Genomic DNA, 18,238 nt, shown 5'->3' on the forward strand with positions numbered 1-18,238 from the left:
TCTCCCGCAGTGGATACCGGTAGCGTGGACCTGCGCTGGCAGCGCCGGGACTGGATCCGCACCGGCGGCCTGTTCGCGGTGATCGCGCTGTTGCATGTGGTCGCCTTCGGCATCCTGATCGCGCTGGTGGTACCGCAGCACTACACCGTCGGCACCCAGGTGTTCGGGCTGGGCCTGGGCGTGACCGCCTATACCCTCGGCATGCGCCACGCCTTCGACGCCGACCACATCGCCGCCATCGACAACACCACCCGCAAACTCATGGCCGACGGCAAACGGCCTGTCTCCGTGGGCTTCTGGTTCGCCCTCGGCCACTCCACCATCGTCGTGGCGCTGGCCGTGGGCATCGCGGCCGGCATCCGCTGGGCGGGCAACCTCACCAGCGACGACTCGCCCACCCGGCAGGATCTGGGGATCTTCGGAACCTTGGTGTCCGGCGGCTTCCTCTACCTCATCGCCGCGCTGAATCTGGTTGCGCTGGCGGGCATCTGGCGGGTGTTCAAGGCCATGCGCGCCGGTCAGTACGACGAGCACGAACTCGAACGCCACCTCGACAATCGCGGCTTCCTCAACCGGATTCTCGGCCGGCTCACCCGCTCGATCACGCGCCCGGGACAGATGTATCCGATCGGGGTGCTGTTCGGCATCGGCTTCGACACCGCCACCGAGGTCGCGCTCATGGTGATGGCCGGCTCCGGCGCCGCGGCGGGCCTGCCCTGGTACGCCATCATCTGCCTCCCCCTGCTGTTCGCCGCGGGCATGAGCCTGTTCGACACCCTCGACGGCACCTTCATGAACTTCGCCTACCACTGGGCCTTCTCCAACCCGGTCCGCAAGGTCTACTACAACCTCACCATCACCGGCCTGTCCATCGCCGTCGCCTTCCTCATCGGCAGCATCGAACTGATCGGCATCCTCCACGACCAACTCGACCTCACCGACCCCATCACCGCCTGGATCTCCAGCATCGACCTCAACAACGTCGGCTTCATCATCGTCGCCCTCTTCATCGCCGTCTGGGCCATCGCCCTCACCTACTGGAAACTCGCCAAGGTAGAACACCGCTGGCACCCCACCCCCGACCCCCTCACCTGACCCCGAACAACAAAGGCCCCACACCAATTCGGTGTGGAGCCTTCGCCTTGCGCGCCCGGAAGACTCGAACTCCCAACCTTCTGATCGAGAGTTTCGATCAACGTTGCCGGTGGTGTGCAGGATTTCGGCACAAACCCACAGTTGTCAGTTCAAGTCGGTATGAACGACGGACCTGCACACCCTGCGGGTTTGGACAGGGAAATCATGCAAAGCGCACCCCGAATTCTTGGGGAAATTTTGGAAATAGGTCAAGTCCACACACCCCGCCATCGCATGAGCGAGTCTCGATTCCATGCAGCCGACCTCCCTGTGTCGAGGTCGCCGGTTTGCACCTCGCCCGGGTTCGCGACCGACTCGTCCGGTCAGCCGGTAGCCCCGGCGGGACGACTGACCGGCACGATCGTGACGAGGCCGTCGAGGCCCTCGAAGTCCTTCGGATTGGTCGTGTACAGCGGCAGCCCGTTGCGCGCAGCGGTGGCGGCGATCATGAGGTCGGCCGTCCGGCGTCGCGGCTGTCGGCCGATCGCATATACCGAAGCGCAGATCAGCCCGAAGATGCGCGCGGCTTCGCTGTCGTAGGGCAGGGCCTCTCCGAACGTCGCCTCCGTGTGCTGCAACACCGCAATCCGGCGAGCGCGCTTGATCGGATCGTCGGCGGCATACGGTCCCCGTGACAGTTCACCCAAGGTGACCGCGGTGATAGCGGATTCGACGGGCAGTTCGGCCGGATCGAAAACCGACAACGCGGCGACGATGCTCGTGTCGAGCACGCCCCTCGCCCGGGGATCGTTCACAGGCCGGTCCCTTCGAACGGGTCCTCGGACAACTCGTCGGTGACGGCCGTGTCCAGGTCACGCCGCAACTCCTCGTAGTCCAGCGTGGGAGCGGTAGCGAACATCGTCTGGGCCCGGCTGGTGCGGACGAAGCGGTGTCGCCTGATCGGCGTTACCTCGGCCAACGGCTCACCATTGATGGTGAGCAGGTATTGCCGACCTTCCCGCAGCCCGCGGGTCACGGCACCGGAGTCGTTGACAAATTGCCGGACGCTGACCTCGGTCGGCGGGGACATTTCCGGGACAGCCATAGATACACCGTACCACGCTGTGGCACGATGCGGGTCTGATCGGGATGAAGATCTGCTAGCACACAGCGGGCACCGCCGACGCGCGTAGAAGTCGCAGTAGATGGCTCGAATTCTTGGGATATTTTTGGGGATAGGTCAAGTCTCTGCACCCCCGATCAGTTCCCCATACGAACCGCGTAGGTCATCACACCTACCCCGTCTGTGGCTATAATTCACTATTAACATGTGGCCACATAGGAGTTGATCATGGACGTCGGGATCCGAGAACTGCGCGACAGCCTCAGCCGCCACCTGGCCGAAGTCCGCTCCGGCCGCACCGTCACCATCACCGATCACGGACGGCCGATCGCCCGCATCGTTCCCGTCGAGCAGCCGACCAGACTCGAGCAGCTGCGGGCCGAAGGGCGCATACAACCGGCACGCAAGAAGAAGCAGCCGGCGCCCACACCCGTCCACGGGAAAGGCATCGTCAGTGAGCTGATCGACGAGCAGCGCCGATGATCGGATACCTGGACACGTCGGCGTTCGTACCACTGCTGGTCGAGGAACCGAGCAGTCCGGCCTGCCGGCGATTCTGGGATGACGCCGACGCCGTTGTGTCAAGCAGGATGCTCTACGTCGAAACCGCCGCCGCACTCGCCCAAGCCCACCGCATGGCACGCCTCGACAACACCGAGTACGCGGCCAGTCGACGGCTCCTCGACCAACTCTGGCCACAGATCGACATTGTCGAGCTGGACGAGCCGTTGATCCTGCGCGCAGCGCAGCTGGCGGAGTCTCTGGCGCTGCGCGGCTACGACGCGGTCCACTGCGCATCGGCCGAACAGTTGGAAGACACCGATCTCGTCGCCGCCTCGGGTGACAAACGCCTCCTCGACGCGTGGAGAAGTTTGGGAGTGGCGACCTTCGACACCAACGCGGCAGAGTCCACGACCTGAGCTTGATTTCGGGGCGCGCCGACCTCGTGCGGGTTTGCTCGCTCAGCCGGGCGGGCAGTGAGATTAGTCGGTATTGCGACCTTCATCTTGCCGCCCTGAACCTACACAATTTCACGGTGCCCAATGTCGGTACGCCTCGATCCATTCGGCTCCGCTCGGAGGGGGTGAGGACAAGGGGAGGTCGAGAATGCCGATTGCCTGGCGGGACGGCCCGTGGGTGCAGATGGCGACAATCCCACTGCCAGCCAGCAAGTCGATCGAGCTGACTGTGACCGTCAACCCGAAGACCTCCACCTCGAAAGGGGTCTCCAAGTGGTCGACGATCATGGTGTAGAAGCCGACCAGTTGTTCTTCGTCGCCGTAGGCGTCCACTGTGGCTTCTTCGACCATGACCCGCAGCTGCGCTTTTGTGAGCCTGCCCATCGCGTGGCCTATCGGTTGCGACGGAGAAGGTCGGCCAGACGCTCACCGACGACGGAGATGCTGGGCGTCGGCGCGCGATCGAAGAATTCCTTCTTACGACGGCGCAGCAGAGCTTCTCCGTCGCGGTCCCAACAGAATCCGGGCTTTCCCAGCAACTTGCGGAACACCGGATCGGCCCCTTCCCGATGACGCTCGACCAGACGCCGGATCGGCAGTGTGGAAACGGAATCGTCACGCAGATAGCCGCGCAGCACCGCGAGGTACGTCCGGTCGCCAGCGAGCGCGGGATCGGCGAACAGGGCCTCCAGCCGACCGAAGCCGCCATAGAAGTTGAGCCCTTCGACCTCGTCGTAGATCACGCCGACCGTCTCTGCGTCCCCCAGCTGCTCGGGCAGTTCGGCAAGCATGTCAGGAGTCGGTCCGGCCGCGGCGGCGCGCTCGGCCGCCTTGTCGTCGAGACCCGCGAGTGCCTTCTGCCGGCGTCGCCGGTAATGCTCGCTCAGTCTCTCCCGGAACTCCTCCACCGGCAGCACCACCAGGTCGCCGCCGAACAGATCGACGAAATCCGCGCGGTCCTGCGCCTGCATCTCCCAGGCTCGCCGCAGCAGTTCGGGGTTGCGGCGCAACAACTCCGGATGCGCGGTCAGTATGGTCAGGGCGTTCTGCGCTACTTGGCGCACTGCGGATTTGGGGAGCGCCGCGAAGTTTCCGCTGACGAGCCACGCATCAGCATCCTGCGACAGGGGCACAATCCTGGCGATGGCGAACATGCCCTTTCGCAGACGAGCGAACGGCGCAGCCCCGAGATTCGAATAGACGCGGTAGACCAGGTCGTCGATCAGGTTGTGCAGCACAATCTCGACCCCATCGACGAGCCTCACCTCGAAGCATCCCTCGACGACGTCGCGCCATCCCAGCAGCAGCTCCCGATCACTGCCGGACAGCGGCGGACGATGTTGAGCGACAAACCGCTCGACGACGGTACGACCGTCGGGTAGTCGATGCTGCAGCGCGAAATGATCGACGGTCAGAATCGCCAGGTCTTCGTCCAGATAGCCCTGATCGTCGGCGGCGTCGATCAGCGCGGCGGTCAACTGCCTGTCGAAACGCGAACTTTGCGCGAACGCCACCAGTTCCGCCTTGAGCTCACCGGCGCGATAGATCAACTCCTCGAGTGGACCGGCCGCAGCTCGCTGCGAATTCTTGATCGCCTTCATCCTGTCCTTGCTCCTCAGGTGACGGTGCCGACGTCTCCAGACCCTACCGGTGACCGTCACCCAACAATCCGGAAACCTCACGGCAGCATGCGATTCCGCTGAATAGTCCCCTCAACAGGATGCGATGTCTCACGGCGTCCCCATACACCGTCGACGAGCAGGGCAGTGCACGGCAGACTGGTTGCTCGTGGAACGCTATCCCGGAGAGCTCGAAGACCTGCGCGCGGAGACCGCTCGTCTGCGCCGCCTGCTCGAGCTGACCGAACAGCAGGCTCGTGCCGCCGCTCCGGACCAGACAGCGGTGGGTACGCCGGTCGACATGCGTTCCAGCCCGGAAGCCAAGGTCCGGTTCTATCTCGACCTTTTCAGTTGCCGCGACGACGTTTACGCGGTCCGCTGGGAGAACCGCCGTGACGGCCGCTCCGGGTGGATGCCCGCCATCCGAGGCCGATGGAGCAAAGGCATGTCACGGTCGGAAGCACCGTACCTGCCGCTCACAGACGACGTCATCGCCGGTCATCTGCGCGGCGATCACCACGTCGGCCTGTACCCGCTCACCGACGATGACACCTGCTGGTGGGTAGCGGCGGACTTCGACAAGAGCGCGGCCATGCTCGACGCGCTGGCATTCCTGAAAGCCGCTCGCGCCAAAGACATTCCAGCAGCGCTCGAGGTGTCCCAGTCCGGACGTGGCGCGCATGTCTGGATCTTCTTCGCCGAGCCCACACCCGCCGCCACGGCACGGCGGATCGCCACCGGCCTGCTCGCCGAGGCAATCCAGTTGCGCGGCAGTATGAGTCTGTCCAGCTATGACCGGCTGTTCCCATCCCAGGACACCCATACCGGCCGGGGCATGGGCAATCTGATCGCCGCACCCCTCAACGGCGCCCGCCGTCGGCACGGCACCACCCTGTTCCTCGATCCGGCGACCCTCGAACCGTTCGACGACCAGTGGGCGTACCTGTCGAGCATCCCCCGGCTGTCACCGAAACAGGTCGACACATTGGCCACCACGCTCGGTGAGCCCAAGGTCGGCCACGACGTCAGACGGCTCCAACTGCCGACGTCGTCGAAAATCGTGCCCCGCCCTGCACCGATCGTCCGTGCGGTGCTCGCTGCCCGGCTCCAGTTGAGCACAGCCGATCTCGGCCCGGCCATGATCTCGGCGGTCAAGCACGCCGCCTCCGTCCCGAACCCGGAGTTCTACACCCGCCAGCGCACCCGCCGCAGCACCTGGGACACACCGCGATTTCTGCGTAGCTATGACGAGACCCCCGAAGGGGACCTGGTCCTGCCCCGAGGACTACGCCCCCTGCTCACCACCCTCGTCGAATCCGCAGACAGCACACTGGATATCGACGACAACCGCACCAACGGCAGCGACCAGACCTTCACCTGCACGAGCGAACTACGGCCCGAACAGCGCACTGCACTGCGCGCTATCGAAGCCGAGGACACCTGCGTGCTGGTCGCGCCACCCGGCACCGGGAAGACCGTGATCGCCTGCGCGGCAATCGCTTCCCGCGCCACATCGACCATGATCCTCGTCGACCGCAAAGCTCTCGCCGATCAATGGCGGGCCCGGATCCTCGAGCACCTCGCCATCAAATGCGGACAGATCGGCGGCGGCCGATCCAAGACCACAGGGATGATCGACGTCGCCTTACTGCCCACCCTCGCCCGACGAACCAATGTCGACGAACTCACCCGCGGATACGGCTTCATCGTGGTCGACGAATGCCACCACATCGCCGCTTCAGCCTTCACCGATGTCCTCAACCAGATCCCCGCCCGTCACTGGCTCGGTCTCACCGCCACCCCCTATCGGCGCGACCAACTCGACGACCTCATCTACCACCAACTCGGCTCACACACCCACACCATCGACGCACCCGCAGCAGGCCACCTGCCAACGAGCGGCGACACACCCGCACCGCACCGGATACTCCACGTGCACCCAACCCAATTCGCCTACGACGGCGACGCCGATCCCAGCCAGCCCGGTGGCATCGCCGAAATCTACCGCGCACTCGTCGCCGACGAAGAGCGCCTGAAACAGATCAGCACAGATGTACTCGACGCTCATCAAGCTGGCGCCAACATTCTCGTCCTCACCCCCGTGATCGCCTCCTCACTGCGCAAACGCGCCCCCGGATACGCCGAACTCGGGTTCCCGGACCCATGCAAACTCGGGAACTGAACTCCTGGACGAAACGGCGAGCCATGCTGGAACAGGAGTACCGCGCTGACTGCAACAAACCGAATCGCCTGGCACGCAACCGAGATCGAAGGACCAGCCGACCCTGGACCGGATCGATCTTGCTCGAGGTGCGGTTTGCCGTCAGCCAGCAGACGGAACGTTTGGCCGCGAATTCTTGGCATATTCTTGGTGGAGGTCAAATGCGCCCCGCTGAACCAAGAAGCCCCTGACCAGTATTCCCTGGTCAGGGGCTTCTTTCTGCGCGCCCGGAGAGACTCGAACTCCCAACCTTCTGATCCGTAGTCAGATGCTCTATCCGTTGAGCTACGGGCGCTTGCTTATTCAGGTGTGGTCACTCGGCGTACCGAGTGGTGGCGGAGGCGAGAGGATTTGAACCTCCGGTCCCCGTGAAGGGACAACTCATTAGCAGTGAGTCCCATTCGGCCGCTCTGGCACGCCTCCTGGTGCCCCTCTTCGAGGGCGCCGGTCCTTTCGAACCGCCGGGACAGAAGATTACACAGCGGGTGACCAATAGGCCAAATCGGCTGGTCAGCGTAGGTGGGAGTCGAACCATTCGTAGATTCTGGTCTGGGCGTCGAGGACGGAGATGTCGTCGAGGGCGGCGGGGTCGAAGCCGGGGTGGTCGGGGCGGTGGTGCAGGCCGGGGTAGGTGACGACGAGGGTGGCGACGTCGGCGTTGGCGGCGGCTTCGCGGAGTCGGTCGACCTGATCGGGCGGGGTGAGGGGGTCGTCCTCGCCGAAGAGGCCGAGCCAGGGGGCTTTCAGTGCGGGGGCGGCGGCGAGCAGGGCGTCGGCCTGCGGGGTGAGGGGCGACTCGATGCCGGGGGCGGCGACGCTGACGGCCGCGCCGATGCGGCGGTTGGTGGCGACCAGGGCGGCGGCGGTGCCGGCGGAGTCGAAGCCGAGCACGCCGATGCAGTCGCGGAAGACGCCGTGCGCGGTGAGCCAGTCGAAGCAGGCGTCGAAGTCGGCGAACAGGTCCGCGCCGAAGACGCGGTCGGGGGAGCTGCCGTTGGTGCGCCGGTGGAAGAGATCCGGGGCCAGCACGGTCCAGCCGTCGGCGGCGAGGGAGCGCATGAGTTCCAGCAATGGCTCGGTGAATTCGCGTGATTCGTGCAGCACCACGATGCCGCCGCGGGCGTGACCCTCGGGTTCGAGCACGGTGAGCGGGACCGCGGTGGTGTCGTGCACAGGGGCGTGTTCTCGATAGATGCCCGACATAGGGCCACTGTAGTTGCGCTAGGTAAAAACGGGATAAATCTTTCCGGCGGTCCGGTATGCCGGAGATACTCCGGCCGAGCGGCATTCGAGCAAACGGCGACCACCCCGAGCCGGGCGTGCGCGGGCGGGACTTAGGGTAGAGGGGTGAGCGCGCACATTCGCCCGGACCTCGATGCCATCCCGGCGTACGTCGCCGGCAAGACCCACCCCGGCGCGGTGAAGCTGGCCAGTAACGAGACCACCTTCCCGCCGCTGCCGTCGGTGACCAAGGCCATTGCCGAGGCGGTCGAGTTGTCCAACCGGTATCCGGACAATCACGCCATCGAATTGCGCGGGGCCATCGCGGATTTCCTGGGCGTGCAGCTCGAGAACGTGGCGGCCGGCTGCGGCAGCGTGGCGCTGTGCCAGGAGCTGGTGCAGATCACCTGCCGCCGGCCCGAGGACGAGGTGCTGTTCGCGTGGCGCTCGTTCGAGGCGTACCCGATCGTCACCCAGGTGGCGGGCGCCAAGGCCGTGCAGGTGCCGCTGGACGGCGAATTCACCCATGATCTGGACGCTTTGGCCGCGGCGATCACGCCCAACACGCGCGTGGTGTTCGTCTGCAATCCGAACAATCCGACCGGTACCGCGCGCGGCAAGGCCGAGATCGTCGAGTTCCTCGACAAGGTGCCGGGCGACGTGCTGGTGGTGCTGGACGAGGCGTACTTCGAGTACCTGCGGATGCCCGCCGAGGACTTCCCCAATGGCGTCGAGCTGGGCCGCACCCGCCCGAATGTGCTGGTGCTGCGCACGTTTTCGAAGGCGTACGGCCTGGCCGGACTGCGCGTCGGATACGCGGTCGGCGCGCCCGAGGTGATCACCGCGCTGATGAAGGTGCACATCCCGTTCAGCGTGAGCCGGGTCGCGCAGGCCGCCGCCATCGCCTCGCTGGAGGCGCGGTCCGAACTGCTGGAGCGCACCGATGCCGTTGTGGCCGAACGCGATCGGATGCGCGCGGCGCTGATTGCCGCGGGCTACCGGGTGCCGGTGAGTCACTCCAACTTCGTCTGGCTGCCGTTGGGCGCGCGCAGCGCCGAATACGGTGCCGCCAGTACCGAAGCCGGGGTCATCATCCGGCCCTACGGCGCCGACGGCGTGCGCGTCACCGCGGGCGACCCGCACGAGAACGACGCCTTCCTGCGCTTCGCCACCGACCCGGAGACGGTGGCGCGCTTCCTCGGCTGAACGCGCTAGCCGATGCCCAGTCCCGCCGCCATGGTCGGCCACGAGCGCGGTAGTTCATCGGCCCAGTAGGGCCAGGAGTGGGTTCCGGTGGGGCGGCTGTGCACGGTCGCCGGAATACCCAATTGCGTGAGCCGGTCGGCCAATTGGCGGGTGCACATGTCGGCGCCCGCCTCGATGGGACCGCCGAACAGAATCGCGCTGCGCAGATCCGGGTTGCCGGGGACATCGTGCTCACCGGGCAGGCCGCTGCCGGCGGACAGGTAGACGGCCTTGCCGCGCAAGGCTTCCGCGTGGGCGAGCACATCGTGCTCGGCCCAGGCCGGATCGTCGGAGGGCCCGAACATATTGTCCGGGTCGCCGCCGAAGGTGCCGATCACCGCCCGCGCCTGCGCCTGACCGAAGTCGGAACTCATTGCGTAGCAACCGCTGTGGGCGGCCACCGCGCGATACCGCCCCGGGTTGCGGGTGGCCAGCATCATGGCGGCCTCCGCGCCCATGGAGACGCCTTCCAGCCCATCGCGGCCGTCACCGGCGAAGCGGGCGTCGATGAGCGGCGGCAGCTCCCGAGTGAGGAAGGTCTCCCAGCGGTTGGTGCCGAGTTTGGGATCGCTGTGCCGCCAATCGGTGTAGTAGCTGGCGGGGCCGCCGAGGGTGAAGACCACGTTCACGTCCTTGTCGGCGAAGAACGACAAAGCGCCGCCGCGAGCGGTCCAGTTGTTGACGTCCGGCGCGGCGCTGCGGCCGTCGAGCATGTAGACGGTCGGTCGCGGCGAGTCGCGATTCGCCGGAACCAGCACCTGGACCTGGACGGTGCGCCCCATCGCCGGAGAGGCGACGTAGACACCGAAAAGGTTGCCGGACAGCGGTTCCACCCGTTCGATCCGGGCCTGCGCGGGATGCACCGGATCCACACCGGGCGCGGATTCCTCGTTGGAGCCGGTCTCGACGGGCGGATCGGCGAGCCCCCCGGGCGCTTCGACGGTCAGCGCGGCGGCCAGCACGAGAGCGCCGGCAAAGGCACCGAGGACGCGACGCACGCTGCGGCTGACCACGCAGCCACATTTACCAGAAAGCTCACCCGGGCCGGACGAGACCGGCGTGTCGCCCGGGGAAAGGCCACCGGCATCACCCACTCCGATTCGTGACCGCGCCGGTGCGCCGAACCTCGAAAAGCCCTTACCCACCCCCGGTTCTCTGGCGGCACGTCCATGCCGATCGCCGACAACAGCACGATCATGGCCGCAGGCGAAATCGAGCCGGCCGCCGCAGCAGGGCGGCGCGCACTCGAGATCGGCCTCGGCACGAGGTCGGCCCGCATCCTGCACAGCGTGCGACAGTTGTCGGGCATGATCGATCCTGCCAGCACGCGATCCGGCGTCGCGGAGTTCTGCGACGCGTTCACCGCTTGGGAGACAGAGGGTTGCCCCGACCGTACGTAGTGCTCTCCGTCGCCGTCAGCCTCGACGGCTATAACGACGACATGATCCCGGGATATGCGCGTCATGTTCAACTTCGCGGGCGTCACCGTCGGCGACGGCGCAGCGGGCACGTACCTACAGTTCGTCGCAGCATAGCTCGCGGACCTGTGAGCCCAACGGAACGCGCCCCGGCATTTGTTGCCGGGGCGCGCTTTTCGCGTGTCTGGGACTCAGCGCCCGAGGGTGGCAGCGACGACGCAACCGTCAACGGCCTGGACGGCGTCGCCAGGCGTGATATTCAGCGGCGCAGCCGAAGCCTTGGGGAACGTCGAATTGTTGCGGGCCCCACCGGTTGCGTCGTCCAGCGCGCGCGCGGCGGCGGATTCGCGGTGTGCGCCCGCCGCCGCGGACACGGTCGCACTCGTCCAGGCCGAGCAGCCCGAGAACGCCGACGATGGCGCCGAATACGCCGAGAATCATCTTGTTGGTCTTGCGGCGCTTGGCATTCGGATCGGCTACCGGCGGTGTGGGATTGGACAACGCAGCCCCACTTTGGAGTGTCTTTAGGCGTGGATTACCGATGCCTTACGATCGCGCGTTTCCCGCTCGCTGTTATCCAAACTGGACACATGGCATGAAATGTCCTGTGCGCGAGAGCCCCTCGACTCGCGCCGAGGCCCGCGTTCTGGCCGCGGTTGATCAGTCGCCCCGCCCCCTTCCGTCTCGGCCACGATCACGGTCACGTTGCTGCTGCGCTTCCCGGCCGGCGCGCATGGTGCGTTCGGCAGCGTCACGCTGCGCACGGTTCGCCTCGTTAGGCAATGGGCCCGACCGCGCCAGCGCGCGCACCACATCATCAGAAGCCCCGGGCAATTGCGCTCTGAGCTTGCGCTCACGCTCCTCGATTGCGGCTTGACGCTCTAGACGCTGGGCGCGTTCGCGCTCTTCTGCCCTTTGCTTCTCTGCGCGGGCGGCGTGTTCCCGCGTCCTCTCGCGTTCCTCGTCTGCCCGTTTGCGGTCTCTCTCCCGCTGTTGTTCACGCAGCTTCTTCGCGCTGAACAGCTCCATTTGTCCGCTCTCGCGCTCGCGCTCCAGTTCGCGGCCGAGGCGCTTGGCCTCGGCCATCTGTTGGCGGCTGAGGCGTTCGACCCGGAATCGCTCGCCGAATTCGCGCTGCATGCGTTCCATCTGCTTGCGCACCGCAGGATCGATCCACGTGCGAGCGCCGATGAGCCAAACACCCTCGGTGCCCGGGTTGTTCTTCAGGACATCCCAGTCCTTGGCCAGCTGCCCCAGCGTCTCGTAGTTGAGCCTTTCGCCGCTCTTGTACTCGCGGAACTTCCGCAGCTGGCCATCCCCGCGGTATCTCGCGGCGTCGTGCCTCCGCTTGCCCAGCTGCGTCTCGATGGACTGCTCGTGCACCCCAACCACGCTCGCGGGTTTCACCCCGAATCTCGGAGATGCCCTCGTGGAAGTGCTTGCCCTTGCGGTTGGATGCGCGGCCCTGCTCGGACGCCCGCTGTTGGGACTCACGCTCGCGGCGAGCCGCATCCTCCTTGCGCCGAGCAGCTTCGCGCTGCTGGGCCTCTTCACGCTTGCGCCGGTCGTCGTCCTCGGTGGACATGACCGGGGCTCACATGAGGCCGTGCTTGCGCCTCACTTCGTCGAAATCGTGTGGTATGCCGTGTGCTTTGGCGTAATCGACTGACCGCGAATAGATCTCGTCGCCGATCGCGTCGACCGCGTCCGTGCCGCCAGGCGCTTCCGCTGCCTCGAACAACAGATTCGTGATGTCGTCGGCGTCGTAGCCCCAGCGGTAGCCGATCGCTGGTGTGAAGGATCCGCCGGGAACGAGGATCGATCCCACACCGGCCCTGGCGAACCACTCACCGCCGGCCAGCGCGCGCAGGGCCTCACCGAAGTAGCACAGGAAGCCGTTGGCGGCCCGGCGGTTGTCCCGCTCGTAGAGGGCGTCGACGTCCGGGAACAGCTCATTGAACCGCTCGCACACCCACCACACGGTCTCCTGGGTGTAGCGATCCGCGGGCGGCGGCACATCACCGTCGGCAACGCTTGCCAGGCTTTCGGAAAACAATGCGTCGATCTGAGCGGCGATGCTCGCCGGATCCACCCATGCCATCCATTCCGGATTGTGCTGGGCGTCCTCGTCGTAGAAACCTGGGTCTAATTCGTAATCACTCATCGGGAACCCTCAGAGGTGTCACGGGCGGTGATTCTACCGCCGTTCAAATGGATTTCCGCCGCTACGGGGCGGTCTGCTGGCCCGCACTCGAGCGCGAGTCCGGTTTGCCCTCCCTGCTGTGTGCCGTACTCGACGTCGACGACCGACAGCGGTTCCACGTCGATGACTTCGGTGATGAACCCGGCCGCCTCGAGCGCGTCGAGATCCTGCTGTGTGACCGCGAGGAGATCCTCGGCAGTGATCGCGGGCCCGACCCGTCCGTCCTCGGCGACCGGGGCCCACGAACCATCCTGGTATTGCAGCCAGGCCCGCGGCCGCTCGTCGTTCAGGACGGCCAATACCCCTTCGATGGACATAGCACGGCCTAGCTCGGCAGTGACGCCCGGACCGTCGTGCTCCCGGGCGAGACCGTGATCACTGTCGCTACCTCGAGAAGTTCGGCCGGGATGGCGTGCCCGTTGAAATGCGCAGCGCTGGGCACGATTACGGCATCGACGCCTAACCGGTCGACCACGACACGCAACCGATGTATCTGGTCGTCGGTGCGCTCGCTGAAAGCCACCGTCTTGCGCAGGTCGTATCCCGCCCGACTGGCGGCGAGGCGAATCTGAAGCTCGTCGTGCGGCTGGTTCAACCCTGAGATGTCGCTGCGCAGGAAACCCACCGCAGAGGGCAACAGGCCCACGATCACCACCCCCGGCTTATCGGGACGTAGGTACGTGGCGGCTCGGCATCGAGCCGGGCCTTGATCGCGGCGACGGTGAGCTTGGCGGCGGGATGTCGCCAAGCCTCGACGGCCCGGATCGCAACGGTAGTGACAAACAGCAGTAGCGAAATCAGTGTGATCGCGAGGATGATTCCCATGTCGGGTGCCCTCCAGGTCCCTGGAACGGATGGAGTGCACCCGACTCCACCGCGGTGGAGTCGGGTGCATATTCGAGCCTCACGCACCACCGACCGCGTTCCCAGCCACGAAACCGCACGCTAGTAATACGCTTCCGATACGGGGCATTGCGAGGATCGGCAAGGGGCGTCGATGATCGTCAGCAAGTGGACGGGTGCGGAGGTTCGCGCACTGCGTGAGGTCGCGCTCCGCATGAGCCAGGACGAATTGGCCGACAGGATCGGATTCAAGACCCCTACCGTCCGCAAATGGGAAAAGGCTACGGCCGCACGGCCGGTTCGTGGCAACTCCGCGGCAGCACTCGACACGCTGCGCTCGGGCATCTCGTCGAGGATCGCCCGGAACTCGTCAGGCTTCAAGAACGTCATGACCGGCGGATCCCACTTGGGGAGTTTGGTATTCGCGCACGGGTTCGCCGTCACGAGCCTTTTGTCCATGGCCGCTTTCATCGCCGCCGCCAGAAAACCATGCTTGTTTGCAATCGTTTTCCCGCTCGATCCCGCGGTTTTCTGAGCATTCACCCAGTTCGCGACATGCGTTTCGGTGAGCGCCGATATCGGTAGCTGTAGCAGGTCCTCGCCGAAATCGTTGCGCACCATGGCGCGATAGCGGTCGATCGTTCCATCCTCGGCCGCCGTCAGCAGGCCGATATAGGTCGGGAGCCAGTCGCCCAGCAGGGGTACGGCATTCGCGGCGGCCCCGATCTGCGCCTCGAGCACGCACAGCGCCTCGTCCGGTCCGGACTGGTCGAGAAGTTTCTTCCATCGGAGCGCCGTCGCGTGGTCCTCGAAAGACTGTGACGTCTGTTTCCCGTTGTGACGGAACAAAATCTGTGTGTACGTGGATCGATCGGCGCGCGTGCGGACGCGGATGCTGGACATGACGGAACCTCGCGTGTTGCGGTTGCAGTTAGGTCCGTCGACATCCCTCAATGTCTGCCATGTTGACCGCAAGCGTTGACCGCGTGGCCAGCACCGGCGAAAAACCGGCGCTGAACAGCACGTTTAACGCGGAAGCGGAGGGATTTGAACCCCCGGTCGCTTTCACGACGCTCGCTTTCAAGGCGAGTGCATTCGGCCGCTCTGCCACGCTTCCAGGCGATCGATATTAACTGATGGCGTGTGCGGTCCGCCGCCCACTTCCGGTCGGGGGGCTGCGGCCGGTCGGGGCGGGGCGCGGGTCAGTCCAGATCGGCGGTCGCCTGGGCGCCGGCGCGATGGTCGGCGGCCTGGTTGACCAGGTCCAGGGCGGTGGCCACGGCGGCCAGTTGCTGCGGGGTGAGCAGGTCGATGAAGAAGCGGCGGACGGCGGCCACGTGGCCGGGGGCGGCGGCTTGCAGTCGGCGCATGCCCTCGTCGGTGAGCTGGGCCAGCACGCCGCGACCGTCGTCCTCGCAGGCGATGCGGCGGACCATGCGCTGGGTCTCCAGGCGGCGGACCTGGTGGGTGAGGCGGCTGCGGGAGGAGAGCACGCCGTCGGCGAGATCGCTCATGCGCAGGGCGCGGCCGGGCGCTTCGGAGAGTTTGACCAGGATGCGATAGTCGGCCAGCGAGAGGTCGCTGTCGCGCTGCAGCTGCCGGTTGAGATCGGCCATGAGGCGCTGGCTGCCCTCCATGTAGGCGCGCCAGGCACGCTGCTGCTCCGGGGTGAGCCACCGTGCCGCGCCGGCTCGGCCATTGCCCTCGGCGGCCACCCGCTCGGTGTTGTGACGGCGCTCGATCGCCCCTCCTCGGCTCGGCGGCCCGGACTCACGCATCCCCATGCGGTTTTCCTCCCCGGTCCGGGCCCTAAACGCGATACGAGGAGATCATGGTGCGGCTCAGTTCGTGCGGATCGCGGCAGCCCGAAAGCCCCATGGCCGCATCGAAATCCGCGAGCAGGCAGCGCAGCGCGTGGCGCACGCCGTCGCGCCCGGCCAGCCCCAGGCCGTAGGCCCACGGGCGGCCGTAGAGGACCGCCTTGGCGCCCAGCGACAACGCGATCATGACATCGGAGCCGGTGCGAATCCCGGAGTCGAACAGCACGTCCGCACGATCGCCGACGGTGGCGACGATGGTGGGCAGCGCGTCCAGCGCGCCGACCGCGCCGTCCACCTGGCGGCCGCCGTGATTGCTCACCACCACCGCGTCCGCGCCCGCGTCCACCACCTGGTGGGCATCGTCGGGATGCAGGACGCCCTTCACCGCGATGGGCAATTCGGTCCATTCACGCAGCCGCGCGATATCCGCCGGGCGCAGACCGTGATTGCCGAACAGCCCGATCCAGGTGAGGACGGCCGCGCGCATGGCGTCCTCGCTCTGTTCGGGCGGGGTGTCGAGCCGGGATCGGAAGACCGGGTCGGACAGGTAGTTGGCGATGCCCTGGCCGTGCAGGAACGGCAGGTGCCCGAGCTGCAGATCGCGTGGCCGCCAGCCCAGGCTGGGGGTGTCGGCGGTGACGACGATGGCCTTGGCTCCGGCCTTTTCGGCGCGTTCGACGAAGGAGCGGGCCAGCTCCATGTCGTTGGGCCAGTACAGCTGATACCACCACGCGCCCGCGTGCTCGCCGACCTCTTCGAGGGTGGTGGAGGCGGCGGTGGACTGCACCATGCCGATCCCGAGCTCCCGGGTGACGTCGGCGACGACGAGGTCGCCGCGTTCGTGCAGCAGGCCGAGTACGCCGATCGGGGCGGTGAGAATCGGTGCGGCCAAAGGGGTTCCGAGCACCTCGACCGACAGGTCACGCGCGTCCGGGCCGCTCGCGCCACGCAGGATCCGCGGCAGCAGCCGGTATTTCTCGAAGGCCGCGAGATTGGCGTGCGCCGTGCGTTCGGACGACGCGCTGCCCGCCACATAGGCGAAGGCCGCCGGATCCAGCACTTCCCGAGCCCGCTCTTCCAGGCCCGCCGCCGTCATCGGTAGCGACGGAACGATGCCCGCGAGGCCGGAGAGATAGATCTCGTTCTGGAAATCGACGAAACTGCCCATGCCCGGGAACGCTAGTACCTTCCACCCCGGTGCGGAGGGGGTCGAAGTTACTTTCCCGGAGCGTAACTTTCTACCGCTCGCGCACGCGGACCCTCTACCGCTTGCGCTCGCGGACCAGGGCGCGCGGGGCGTCCTCGGCGACGAAACCGGATAACGCCATTGCCGTGAGGATGGCCATGCCGCCGAGGGCGGCCAGGGTGGTGATCATGGAAGCTCCCTTCGAATGCCTCGCTCCACGGTGACGGCCGAAGCTGAGCAGATGCTGTGCCCTCCCCGAGGAGTGCCTGACACTAATCGGTGAGCCGCAGTCGTACGCTCGTTTTCATGTATGCGGTGACACTCGACGGTTTCGGCGGGCCAGAGGTCATGAAATGGGCGCAGGTGGACGACCTGCCCGCGCCCGGACCGGGCGAGGTGGCGATCGATGTGGTGGCCGCGGGGGTGAACCGCGCGGACCTGCTGCAACGGCAAGGTCTCTACCCGCCGCCGCCCGGGGCCAGCGAGACCCTGGGCTTGGAGGTGTCCGGGGTGGTCGCGGAAGTCGGTGCGGGCGTGCGGGATTGGCGGCCCGGAGACAAGGTGTGCGCGCTGCTGTCCGGCGGCGGGTACGCCGAACGGGTGAACGCGCCGGCCGCCCAGCTGCTGCCGGTGCCGGAGGGACTGGATGTGGCCGCGGCGGCCGCGCTGCCGGAGGTGGCGGCCACGGTCTGGTCCAACCTGGTGATGACCGCGGGATTGCACAGCGGGCAGTTGCTGCTGATTCACGGCGGCGGCAGCGGAATCGGCACGCATGCCATTCAGGTGGCGCGGGCGCTGGGCGCGCGGGTCGCGGTCACCGCGGGTTCGCGTTACAAGCTGGATCGGTGCGCGGAATTGGGCGCGACGGTGTTGATCAATTATCGCGAGCACGATTTCGTGACCACCCTGCACAGCGAATATCCCGGCGCGGACATCATTCTCGACAATATGGGCGCGGCGTATCTGGAGCGCAACGTGGAAGCGCTCGCCGTGGACGGTCATCTGGTGGTGATCGGCATGCAGGGCGGGGTGAAGGCGGAATTGAATCTCGGTGCGCTGCTTGCCAAACGGGGTTCGATTCACGCCACCAATCTGCGACGGCGGCCCGAGACCGGGCACGGGTCGAAGGCGGAGATCATCACCGAATTGCGGCGGCACCTGTGGCCGTTGGTTTCCGACGGCACCGTGGTGCCGGTGGTGTCGGCGGAGGTGCCGGTCACCGACGTCGCCGAAGCCCATCGACTGCTGGACTCCGACGAGACGGTCGGCAAGGTGATTCTGGGGATCCGCGAGCCGTAGCGCCGGA

Annotated in this window: 22 protein-coding genes and 3 tRNA genes; 7 read left to right on the forward strand and 18 right to left on the reverse strand. The window is 66.4% G+C overall.

Features of this window, described 5'->3' with window-relative positions; genetic code table 11:
• Positions 1-9 precede the first annotated feature (9 nt).
• Positions 10-1,095: a Nickel transporter NicT gene (nicT, locus tag D7D52_RS24795; protein ID WP_246023269.1), complete on the forward strand. Its 1,086-nt coding sequence runs from the start codon at positions 10-12 to the stop codon at positions 1,093-1,095.
• A gap of 362 nt (positions 1,096-1,457) precedes the next feature.
• Here nicT and D7D52_RS24800 read toward each other — a convergent pair whose 3' ends face one another.
• Together D7D52_RS24800 and D7D52_RS24805 are read right to left on the reverse strand one after the other, a co-directional pair.
• Complete coding sequence (locus D7D52_RS24800) at positions 1,458-1,889, reverse strand: type II toxin-antitoxin system VapC family toxin (protein WP_120740079.1); 432 nt, start codon at positions 1,887-1,889, stop codon at positions 1,458-1,460.
• Complete coding sequence (locus tag D7D52_RS24805; RefSeq protein ID WP_120740080.1) at positions 1,886-2,179, reverse strand: prevent-host-death protein; 294 nt, start codon at positions 2,177-2,179, stop codon at positions 1,886-1,888. Before D7D52_RS24805 ends, D7D52_RS24800 begins: the two co-directional genes overlap by 4 nt.
• 246 nt (positions 2,180-2,425) lie before the next feature.
• On the opposite strand from D7D52_RS24805, the gene D7D52_RS24810 reads away from it, so the two are divergent.
• Both D7D52_RS24810 and D7D52_RS24815 read left to right on the forward strand, forming a co-directional pair.
• Positions 2,426-2,680, forward strand: coding sequence for a type II toxin-antitoxin system Phd/YefM family antitoxin (locus D7D52_RS24810; RefSeq protein ID WP_120740082.1), 255 nt, complete (start codon positions 2,426-2,428; stop codon positions 2,678-2,680).
• Positions 2,677-3,117, forward strand: coding sequence for a type II toxin-antitoxin system VapC family toxin (locus tag D7D52_RS24815; protein WP_120740084.1), 441 nt, complete (start codon positions 2,677-2,679; stop codon positions 3,115-3,117). Before D7D52_RS24810 ends, D7D52_RS24815 begins: the two co-directional genes overlap by 4 nt.
• Before the next feature lie 111 nt (positions 3,118-3,228).
• On the opposite strand, the gene D7D52_RS24820 is transcribed toward D7D52_RS24815, so the two are convergent.
• Together D7D52_RS24820 and D7D52_RS24825 are read right to left on the reverse strand one after the other, a co-directional pair.
• Positions 3,229-3,540: a hypothetical protein gene (locus tag D7D52_RS24820; RefSeq protein WP_120740086.1), complete on the reverse strand. Its 312-nt coding sequence runs from the start codon at positions 3,538-3,540 to the stop codon at positions 3,229-3,231.
• 8 nt (positions 3,541-3,548) lie between these two features.
• Complete coding sequence (locus D7D52_RS24825) at positions 3,549-4,757, reverse strand: hypothetical protein (RefSeq protein WP_120740088.1); 1,209 nt, start codon at positions 4,755-4,757, stop codon at positions 3,549-3,551.
• A 187-nt stretch (positions 4,758-4,944) separates the two neighbouring features.
• Between D7D52_RS24825 and D7D52_RS24830 the strand changes: the two genes are divergently transcribed.
• A complete protein-coding gene (locus D7D52_RS24830) occupies positions 4,945-6,957 on the forward strand; it encodes a TOTE conflict system archaeo-eukaryotic primase domain-containing protein (protein ID WP_246023270.1) in 2,013 nt (670 codons plus the stop codon).
• Between the two features lie 261 nt (positions 6,958-7,218).
• Here D7D52_RS24830 and D7D52_RS24835 read toward each other — a convergent pair.
• From D7D52_RS24835 to D7D52_RS24845, 3 genes are all read right to left on the reverse strand, one after another.
• Positions 7,219-7,291, reverse strand: a tRNA-Arg gene (locus D7D52_RS24835).
• Positions 7,292-7,329: 38 nt separating this feature from the next.
• A tRNA-Ser gene (locus D7D52_RS24840) sits at positions 7,330-7,419 on the reverse strand.
• A gap of 87 nt (positions 7,420-7,506) precedes the next feature.
• Complete coding sequence (locus D7D52_RS24845; RefSeq protein ID WP_120740092.1) at positions 7,507-8,199, reverse strand: dienelactone hydrolase family protein; 693 nt, start codon at positions 8,197-8,199, stop codon at positions 7,507-7,509.
• A gap of 144 nt (positions 8,200-8,343) precedes the next feature.
• Here D7D52_RS24845 and hisC point away from each other — a divergent pair, with 144 nt between their 5' ends.
• Positions 8,344-9,423: a histidinol-phosphate transaminase gene (gene hisC, locus D7D52_RS24850; RefSeq protein ID WP_120740094.1), complete on the forward strand. Its 1,080-nt coding sequence runs from the start codon at positions 8,344-8,346 to the stop codon at positions 9,421-9,423.
• A 5-nt stretch (positions 9,424-9,428) separates the two neighbouring features.
• Here the strand turns inward: hisC and D7D52_RS24855 are convergent, their stop codons facing one another.
• Positions 9,429-10,475, reverse strand: a complete 1,047-nt coding sequence (locus tag D7D52_RS24855) for an alpha/beta hydrolase (protein WP_120740096.1) — start codon at positions 10,473-10,475, stop codon at positions 9,429-9,431.
• Between the two features lie 156 nt (positions 10,476-10,631).
• Between D7D52_RS24855 and D7D52_RS24860 the strand changes: the two genes are divergently transcribed.
• Complete coding sequence (locus D7D52_RS24860; RefSeq protein WP_120740098.1) at positions 10,632-10,862, forward strand: hypothetical protein; 231 nt, start codon at positions 10,632-10,634, stop codon at positions 10,860-10,862.
• A 243-nt stretch (positions 10,863-11,105) separates the two neighbouring features.
• Here D7D52_RS24860 and D7D52_RS37975 read toward each other — a convergent pair whose 3' ends face one another.
• The 10 genes from D7D52_RS37975 to D7D52_RS24905 all read right to left on the reverse strand — a co-directional run bounded on the left by D7D52_RS37975 (position 11,106) and on the right by D7D52_RS24905 (position 16,914).
• Positions 11,106-11,381: a hypothetical protein gene (locus D7D52_RS37975; protein WP_162958516.1), complete on the reverse strand. Its 276-nt coding sequence runs from the start codon at positions 11,379-11,381 to the stop codon at positions 11,106-11,108.
• A gap of 159 nt (positions 11,382-11,540) precedes the next feature.
• Complete coding sequence (locus tag D7D52_RS24870; RefSeq protein WP_162958517.1) at positions 11,541-12,263, reverse strand: DUF1682 domain-containing protein; 723 nt, start codon at positions 12,261-12,263, stop codon at positions 11,541-11,543.
• A 211-nt stretch (positions 12,264-12,474) separates the two neighbouring features.
• Positions 12,475-13,044: a hypothetical protein gene (locus D7D52_RS24875; RefSeq protein WP_120740102.1), complete on the reverse strand. Its 570-nt coding sequence runs from the start codon at positions 13,042-13,044 to the stop codon at positions 12,475-12,477.
• Positions 13,041-13,400, reverse strand: coding sequence for a hypothetical protein (locus tag D7D52_RS24880; RefSeq protein WP_162958518.1), 360 nt, complete (start codon positions 13,398-13,400; stop codon positions 13,041-13,043). The genes D7D52_RS24875 and D7D52_RS24880 overlap by 4 nt, the downstream gene beginning before the upstream one ends.
• An 8-nt stretch (positions 13,401-13,408) precedes the next feature.
• Entirely contained in the window at positions 13,409-13,738 is a 330-nt protein-coding gene (locus tag D7D52_RS24885) for a hypothetical protein (RefSeq protein ID WP_246023271.1), read from the reverse strand.
• Entirely contained in the window at positions 13,732-13,908 is a 177-nt protein-coding gene (locus tag D7D52_RS37980; protein WP_162958519.1) for a hypothetical protein, read from the reverse strand. Before D7D52_RS37980 ends, D7D52_RS24885 begins: the two co-directional genes overlap by 7 nt.
• Before the next feature lie 120 nt (positions 13,909-14,028).
• Positions 14,029-14,829, reverse strand: a complete 801-nt coding sequence (locus D7D52_RS39420; RefSeq protein ID WP_246023272.1) for a hypothetical protein — start codon at positions 14,827-14,829, stop codon at positions 14,029-14,031.
• A 129-nt stretch (positions 14,830-14,958) separates the two neighbouring features.
• A tRNA-Ser gene (locus D7D52_RS24895) sits at positions 14,959-15,043 on the reverse strand.
• Between the two features lie 85 nt (positions 15,044-15,128).
• Entirely contained in the window at positions 15,129-15,641 is a 513-nt protein-coding gene (locus tag D7D52_RS24900) for a MarR family winged helix-turn-helix transcriptional regulator (RefSeq protein ID WP_425464691.1), read from the reverse strand.
• A 94-nt stretch (positions 15,642-15,735) separates the two neighbouring features.
• Positions 15,736-16,914, reverse strand: a complete 1,179-nt coding sequence (locus tag D7D52_RS24905; RefSeq protein ID WP_120740107.1) for a lactate 2-monooxygenase — start codon at positions 16,912-16,914, stop codon at positions 15,736-15,738.
• 324 nt (positions 16,915-17,238) lie between these two features.
• On the opposite strand from D7D52_RS24905, the gene D7D52_RS24910 reads away from it, so the two are divergent.
• Complete coding sequence (locus tag D7D52_RS24910) at positions 17,239-18,231, forward strand: NAD(P)H-quinone oxidoreductase (protein ID WP_120740109.1); 993 nt, start codon at positions 17,239-17,241, stop codon at positions 18,229-18,231.
• The last annotated feature ends 7 nt before the right edge of the window (positions 18,232-18,238 follow it).

Origin of the sequence: Nocardia yunnanensis, assembly GCF_003626895.1 — a bacterium.
GTDB classification, from domain to species: Bacteria; Actinomycetota; Actinomycetes; order Mycobacteriales; family Mycobacteriaceae; genus Nocardia; species Nocardia yunnanensis.